The following is a 7010-nucleotide window of genomic DNA, read 5'->3' as shown; positions in this document are numbered from 1 at the left end:
TTAAGAGCGGACGGCGTCAATCCCAAAGTTATATTTATGAATTTTGATAAATTGCAATCGGGCTTATCTCAATTACTGGACCTTCAATATAGAAGGATTTCTCATTAATCTCTGATAAATTACTAAAAGAAAATCCTTGTTCTTCATCTTTGGTGAACTGGGAAAACATGTTCATCATTTCCCGTTCTTTCATTTTCAATTTACCGGGTAGAAACTTAATTAAGTCAACTTTGTTGTTGGCCGGAGTTATTCTGCGTATTCTTCCGAACAATGTTAATTCCCCTTCAATTTCATACCTCTCAGTTAATAAATTTTCCGGATCTAAATTAATTGATGTAATAAATGAGGTTTGCACTTCATTATAAGACTTAATAATCATTGTGGCCGTTTTGGGCTGTAGTATATTTGCAATTAGTGATACTTGTTCGGTACCAGCCTGTCCAGCAAACATTCCCTTAAATTGTTCTACAAAATCAACTAAGGATGCAAATGCACTTTCAATAGGAGATTGTGTGAAAGTACCATCGAGTTCTACAAATTCCCCTACCTTTAATTGTTTCCAAATTTCATCATCAAAACCTATCAATCTTTGAACTTTATTTTCAGAATTAAGTACTGTGTACAGGTCAGTAAAAAGAGCGGCAGTTGGTAGTTTTACAATCCCCTCTTTTTCAACACTCCTTGAATTTTCCCCTTTATACCTTGAGACTATCTTTCCTAATGGGGATGCTAAAGAACCCTCCAAACCAGCCTCGGTCTTGTTTCCATTTGACTGTTTTAAGGAATATTCCGTTACTAGGTCATTGACCAATATACTTAACAGATCAATTGTCTTTTTGCGATCACAAAACATTAGATCAGGAAGAAATAATCCCATTTATTACACCCCTACTTTAGTTTAATAGATTAATTATATCCCTATTTGGAAATTGTGTCCTACGTTATTTGGTAAACTTTCGGCTATATAATAACAATTGGTCCAACTTCTCCGCTGCCTCCTGCTGAAGCGTCGGGAACAGGTGCGAGTAGCGATCTAGCATTATCATGATACTGGAATGCCCCAGCCGCTCACTGACGGCTTTCGGATGTATCCCGGCTTTGAGCAATAGGCTGGCGTGCGTGTGACGAAGGTCGTGCAGTCTGATCTTTGGCAAGCCCGACTTCCGTAACAAGTCCAGCCACCGAGCTTCCACGAAGTACGGGCTAACCGGAAAGCCATTCCGTGTCTGTACAACCAATCCGTAGTCGTTGTACTCCGTTTCATTCTTTTCTGCCTTCTTCCTATCTTCTTCAAGAACCAAACGTTGCTTCTGGAGCGCATCCACTGTCTGTTTTGGCAAAACGATTGTTCGGATGCCAGCGGCGGTCTTCGGCTCTTGAAAAATGTGTCCGACAACACCACGAGTGTAGGAGCGTCGAACGGATAACTTTCCAGCCACAAGGTCGATATCCTCCCACTTCAACCCAAGAACCTCGCCACGACGCATCCCGGTCGTTGCCGCCAGCAAAAAGATAATGTGATAGCGACTATCCTTCGTGAACTCAAGGAACCGTATTAACTCTTCCTCCGTCCACACATTGGTTTGAGCTTTGGGAATCTTGGGTGGCTTTACGACACGAGCGACGTTCTTGGTCAGAAGCTCCCACTTCACAGCCGTTTCCAAAGCATCGTGGATGACTTTATGAACATGATTGATTGTTTGCGGAGATAGGCTTATCATCTTGTGCTGTCCAAGTTGCGGAATGATATGATAGTTGACCAGCCACCGATACGTCTTATATGTGCCGGGGCGAATGCTCATTTGTTTCTGCGCCAGCCACGATGTAAAGAATGTCGCTACGTTGTCTTTTGTCGGCTCAATGTACTAATCCGTATTCAGCTCGTGAAGAACCTTCTGCAACGCCTTTTCCGCTTCGCCTTTGGATTCGTAGCCTCCTTTACTCTTCTGTCGCCGCTTACCTTCGCTGTTTTTGCCCATTTCAACAACCCACGACCACTTGTTTCCACGCTTGCTTATGCATCCACGCATTTCTTCTTCCTCCTACATGTCCCCTGATTCTGTCCGCAAAAAAGCGCCTATCCGCTTTGTGAAAAGCGAACAGACGCACTTCCTTTGGCTATGGTTCTCTTTGACTGGCCTTAGCGGTTCAACAGACCGCTTACTTCGCAGTAGACCAACTTTCATCTTTTGGCTACAACTCTTGCTACACTGACACGGCGTGGCTGAGTTCAAATCCAAGCGGCTATCCTGTTCTGCTGGGGCAACCCGACCCAAGCGGTCTGCCCCTAAAACCAGTAAAACACGCGAATAATCCAGTCGTCAATTTATTTAATTGTTGAGCAAAAAACCACTTGACAAGGAATTTACCTGATTTTACTTCACGCGGAACGGCGTCGGCGATTACGCGACAACAAAAAGTATAGAAAAGTCAATTGTTATTATTAAGTGGGAGGAGGTGAGGTGGCTAATGACCAAAACAAATGCCCAAACGGCACTGGAAGAATTCGTTAGCGTGGGTACACAGCCCAGAGTGGTTGTATAATCACACCGTCCGGTAAGCAGCGAAAACTCCGGCAGAGTAAGAACGGGTACTATTACGTGCAGTTCCGCTTCAGGGCAAACGGCATTGTAATGCAATCGCAGGTATTCGTCCATAGACTGGTAGCGTACTTAAAGTTCGGCAGAAAAGAGCTCTTCAAAGATGGAATTGTTGTACGTCATCTCGATGACATCAAGCACAACAACTCTTGGATCAACATTGATATTGGTACCCACGAAGACAATAGAAGAGACGAATTCGGAATGGAATAATTTGGAATTAGATGCGCCACAACCGCAGAGAGGGGGCTTCATCGCCCCCTGGCTCACCCCAGACCGCTTGGGCTATAATCCAGTACCGACTAAGAGAGGCAAGGGGGGTGTCGAGTAACCGAGAAGGGAGGCACATAGCACAGGGCGAACCACACTGCTCTTCAACAACCGAATAGCTTGAAGATTTGTAGTAGGCTCATTCTAACACCAAGAATATCTAGTACACAACGAGTTACTCCATCCAGTCATGAAAGCGAGGAATTCTCATGAGTGTAGAAGATTTGCTGCGAGAGGTCGAACAGGAACCAAATGAATCAATTGATACCACTACTCCAGAAGGATTCAAGAAGTATGTGTCCGACGATCGCAGCCTTTCAAGCAATACGATCAAATCTATTATATACATGACCCATGATGCGGATAAAATTAAAATATTCACTGATATCTATGCCGATATCTTGATTAGCCGCGAGGAGATTGAGGAGTCAGCCTCAAAGAGGCATTCATGCAGAAGATGATCGACGGATACAACTTGACCTATAATGAAATGCTTTATCCCGATAAAACCTACAGACAGATGAAACGCTTGTTTGAACGAGCTAAAAAGCAGTTGCAACAGCAGAAGCATCATGCTGTTGTAAACAGCCCCTCTATCATCTCTGAACAAGCGGATGGGATGTATGCCGCACGATCTAAAGGATACGGCAGAATAACAAACTTTACGATTCGACCGATCTACATTGTCCTGTACCAGACAGAGACGTTAGAGGAGCAAGTGACCACTGAAGGATTCGGCGTGTTTGAAATCGTTAGCAAACACCGTACAACGGGCAGAGAAGCACGGTCAAGAATTGAACTTCGTTCTCACAACTTCTTTACCGCTTCAAGCCTCCGCGAAACGCTGCGAGAGAAGAAGGTACATGGTGCTTTCGTTTACGGTACAGATACCGAAATCGGACAACTCGGCGAGTATCTATTCTTCGAGATTATCGCCATTGAACGCACAGGAATAAACACAATCGGCATAAAACGGATTGAATCGGGTAAAGCCGTCATCGTCACTCCGCAGAAAGTCTACGACAGTAACGGCAACGAGCAGCCTGACTTGGTATATGTGCGTGATGAAGTTGTCAGTATCCCGGAGATTATGAAACTGCAAGGGCTAGGATATTACGAGGATTCTTGGAAGCAAGTTGTCTTGCCGCTCTTCGTCGAGAATGTTCTATCACTCCATAAGCGGTCAACGATGATTACCGTTCTAGGTTGGCTGATGTCACTACCGTTTGAAACGATAATACGGGTAGCAGGCAATCTGGGCGGTTTTCCTCACCTTGCGGTCAGCGGTGTGAATGGTGGCGGAAAGACAGGGCTTATCGTTACGCTCATGGCTTATCTAGGCTACGGAACGCATCCAGAGATCGCCAACTTCGGCACACAGTTTGCAAACAGCCAAGCGATAGGGACAAGCTATCATATTCCTGTCCCTTTTGACGAGTTCCGACCACATGAATGGACACAAGTATTGCGTAATGCTGTAGAGCGGTTGCTGCGTGAATCTTATAACCGAGGGTACTCCGCAAAGGGACAAAAAGACTTGAGCACAAGAAGATTCGACTACCGTAATGCAATTATCTTTATCGGTCAGATGGGTACATCTGATCAAGCCATCACCGAGCGTGTTGTCCCTGTCAGTGTCGATGTGAACTTCCTTAAATCCAAGGAATCGAAGGTAGCAAAAGAGACCTATCATTTGCTTAACAACGTAGAGGACAAGCGGTTTTGGACAGGTTACCTGCTTTGGTGCGAAAGACAGGATGAAGCAGAAGTTTTAGCCACCTATGAGCACAGCAAACAAAGAATTGCAGCGAAGTACCCGCAGTTAAAAGAACGTGAGATTGGCAACTATGCTGTCGTGTCGCTCGGCTTGTACTACTTCAAGAAGCTGGCAGACGAATACCGACTCGATTGCCACTATACGGATGATGAAATCTATGATGTCGTCGATATCATCACCGAACATGCAGAGGTAACACTCGGAAACAAGACAGAGAGCTTTGGCAATTCCTGAACGACATTGCCTTTGTAGGCAACACGCACGGCAACAGTAAAGGAAACAGATTCGGAATTGGCAAAACCGTGAGGTTTACCAACCAACTTCGGATAAGAAAGATGTGTACGGAAAGGAGGGCGAACGGAAAGCGGAAGTCTCGTGGGCGGAGGGTATTGCTTATTAAAATTGCTGATGCCATCCAAACACTTCATAGCATGGGCATCAAGAACAAGTACGACGAGAAGATGCTGATGCCCATTATCATGAGCTACTTCCAGAACGCTCAAGCAAATGACGGTAACGGATTGGTACTCGCTGCACAAGGCTATCGCGTTTCAGGCGGTCGATATACCGCATTCGATTGGGAAGAGGTCAAGGAGATGTTTGGCTTTGTAGAGGAGCTTCAAGCGGATGCAAATATGAAGCAAGTAGCATTAGATATAATTCATGGGTCAAAGCAAGAGAATGACACGTTGAAAATAGATAATAAAGTCATGAAACATTAATCTGAAACGCTATCGCTCCCAGCATTATCTCCAACATGCAGAAACAATTAATAAAGATGGGACAATAGGACGACTCGAATTCAGTCGTCCTAAATCTTTTTAACCATTAATTTGCGGATTGTTGTATGATAATGGAAGAGATATCGTTTGTCATCCAGAGAGGCTCTTTCAATAAGGAGGATATCAAAATGAAGATTAGTGAATTGTATCAACTCCATGCGTCCCAGTACGAATTAGATTTTGTTGATATAAACGTGGATCTTGATTTGCCACTTTTCTTAGATTCATACTTTATTCGTCATTTTGATACCCCTTTTGGAAGGGAATCAAAGAGCGATATTAATTCTTTTATTAGTTATTTTTTCAACCTACTGAAGAGTGATTTGCCCGATGACGCAAGATATTTATTTTCATTCTTAGGGGAACCTAATGAGACTTGTCTAGGATTATCGGTTGGCAGACCCAAAGGCAGAGGAGTTGGTCCTGAGGATACTGAGAAAATATTTAAAGCGATAATAGAAAGTACTGCATTTCAAGAAGGTGTGCTTGAACACTTAGAGGACATACGCGTATTTGTTCCTGGTATTGATAAGGACAAGGTTTCAGATATGACCACAAACTTGATTCGAGGACAACTTATTAAGTATACACAAAATCAATGTAGACTTTGGGGTATTCCACTTCAGGGGAACGTACCATCGGGGTTTGTATGGAACAGAAATAAGCTAGAGTGGGAAGAATTTCATACCGATATGCTAGTAGTAAATGGAAAGAAGATTTTACTTGTCCCAAAGAGTATTGTTACATATTCAAAAGAATACAGTTCTCAGCAATACTCCCAACATTTCGTCCTGCACTTTCTTCAAAGGGAACATCTTAGTGCAAACTCACGGCTTGTGCGGATTAGGCGGAAGACAAAAGAAAGATATGTAACCAAAAAAAGCGTTAAAGAAGATCTCGGAACTATTGATAAAGAATTTCTAGTTAAATTCACCGTTAAGCACCCTGAGGTGTTTAAGGAATTTAAGAAGCAATCTACTCACTCTTTGCACTCCCTTTTCAATGAGGAGATAAACTCAGAACAAGCCTTAAGCGATATTATAAGTTACCTCAAGGCAAAATTGCCAGGTATCCCCCCAGGTGCGACACATGCAACGGAGTATCATCGCACTGTTATGGGAATCCTTGAGTTACTATTTTATCCAAGCATTACTTCGCCTTCGATTGAAGAGGAAATCCATGATGGTAGGAAAAGAATTGATATCGTGTTCGAGAATAGTGCTGAAAAGGGGTTCTTCTTTAGACTCCCTACGGTACATCAAGTTCCTTCAAGCCTAATAATGGTTGAGTGCAAAAACTACTCAAGAGATGTCGCTAACCCTGAACTTGATCAAATGGCAGGACGTTTTGGTCCAAATCGAGGAAAATTTGGGCTAATACTTTGTCGAACCATTGATAATATGGAAACTTTTCTAGCCCGTTGCAATGATACGTGTAAAGACGACAGAGGTTACATTATCCCGATTGTCGACGCAGATTTAATGGATCTTCTCGGTGGCTTTTTGGTGAGTAGAGAAGCAGCAGTGGAATCTTTTCTAAACGAACGATTTAAGAAGATTATTATAAACTAGAGTGGCTAGC

Annotated in this window: 8 protein-coding genes; 5 read left to right on the top strand and 3 right to left on the bottom strand. The window is 43.4% G+C overall.

The annotated features are described in order from the left end of the window. Positions 1-34: 34 nt before the first annotated feature. The 3 genes from ACFQ3J_RS26975 to ACFQ3J_RS26965 all read right to left on the bottom strand — a co-directional run bounded on the left by ACFQ3J_RS26975 (position 35) and on the right by ACFQ3J_RS26965 (position 2030). Positions 35-877: a DUF6414 family protein gene (locus ACFQ3J_RS26975; protein ID WP_251584272.1), complete on the bottom strand. Its 843-nt coding sequence runs from the start codon at positions 875-877 to the stop codon at positions 35-37. 64 nt (positions 878-941) lie between these two features. Further along, positions 942-1862, bottom strand: coding sequence for a tyrosine-type recombinase/integrase (locus tag ACFQ3J_RS26970; RefSeq protein ID WP_311287796.1), 921 nt, complete (start codon positions 1860-1862; stop codon positions 942-944). Positions 1863-1865: 3 nt separating this feature from the next. Then, the gene (locus ACFQ3J_RS26965) at positions 1866-2030 is read right to left on the bottom strand and encodes an Arm DNA-binding domain-containing protein (protein ID WP_251584274.1); all 165 of its coding nucleotides are present in this window, start codon (positions 2028-2030) and stop codon (positions 1866-1868) included. Between the two features lie 603 nt (positions 2031-2633). Here ACFQ3J_RS26965 and ACFQ3J_RS26960 point away from each other — a divergent pair. The 5 genes from ACFQ3J_RS26960 (at position 2634) to ACFQ3J_RS26940 (ending at position 7000) form a co-directional block, all read left to right on the top strand. Further along, positions 2634-2813 (top strand): HNH endonuclease, encoded by a 180-nt coding sequence (locus tag ACFQ3J_RS26960; RefSeq protein WP_379294419.1) that lies wholly within the window; start codon positions 2634-2636, stop codon positions 2811-2813. A gap of 266 nt (positions 2814-3079) precedes the next feature. Further along, positions 3080-3331 carry a hypothetical protein gene (locus ACFQ3J_RS26955; RefSeq protein WP_251584275.1) on the top strand — a complete coding sequence of 84 codons (252 nt, stop codon included), beginning with the start codon at positions 3080-3082 and terminating at the stop codon, positions 3329-3331. Then, a complete protein-coding gene (locus tag ACFQ3J_RS26950; RefSeq protein ID WP_251584276.1) occupies positions 3319-4881 on the top strand; it encodes a hypothetical protein in 1563 nt (520 codons plus the stop codon). Before ACFQ3J_RS26955 ends, ACFQ3J_RS26950 begins: the two co-directional genes overlap by 13 nt. A gap of 155 nt (positions 4882-5036) precedes the next feature. After that, positions 5037-5369, top strand: coding sequence for a hypothetical protein (locus ACFQ3J_RS26945; protein WP_251584277.1), 333 nt, complete (start codon positions 5037-5039; stop codon positions 5367-5369). Between the two features lie 188 nt (positions 5370-5557). Beyond that, on the top strand, positions 5558-7000 hold the full coding sequence (locus tag ACFQ3J_RS26940; protein ID WP_251584278.1) for a hypothetical protein: 1443 nt from the start codon (positions 5558-5560) through the stop codon (positions 6998-7000). The last annotated feature ends 10 nt before the right edge of the window (positions 7001-7010 follow it).

It is taken from the genome of Paenibacillus provencensis (assembly GCF_042678545.1).
In the GTDB taxonomy this organism is placed as follows: Bacteria; Bacillota; Bacilli; order Paenibacillales; family Paenibacillaceae; genus Paenibacillus; species Paenibacillus provencensis.
This window is presented reverse-complemented; position numbering and strand designations above follow the sequence as displayed.

Bases quoted from the DNA above. Each gene is read 5' to 3' on its own strand.
- ACFQ3J_RS26975 (WP_251584272.1), bottom strand. From the start codon at position 877: ATGGGATTATTTCTTCCTGATCTAATGTTTTGTGATCGCAAAAAGACA.
- ACFQ3J_RS26965 (WP_251584274.1), bottom strand. From the start codon at position 2,030: ATGCGTGGATGCATAAGCAAGCGTGGAAACAAGTGGTCGTGGGTTGTT.
- ACFQ3J_RS26960 (WP_379294419.1), top strand. From the start codon at position 2,634: ATGCAATCGCAGGTATTCGTCCATAGACTGGTAGCGTACTTAAAGTTC.
- ACFQ3J_RS26955 (WP_251584275.1), top strand. From the start codon at position 3,080: ATGAGTGTAGAAGATTTGCTGCGAGAGGTCGAACAGGAACCAAATGAA.
- ACFQ3J_RS26950 (WP_251584276.1), top strand. From the start codon at position 3,319: ATGCAGAAGATGATCGACGGATACAACTTGACCTATAATGAAATGCTT.
- ACFQ3J_RS26940 (WP_251584278.1), top strand. From the start codon at position 5,558: ATGAAGATTAGTGAATTGTATCAACTCCATGCGTCCCAGTACGAATTA.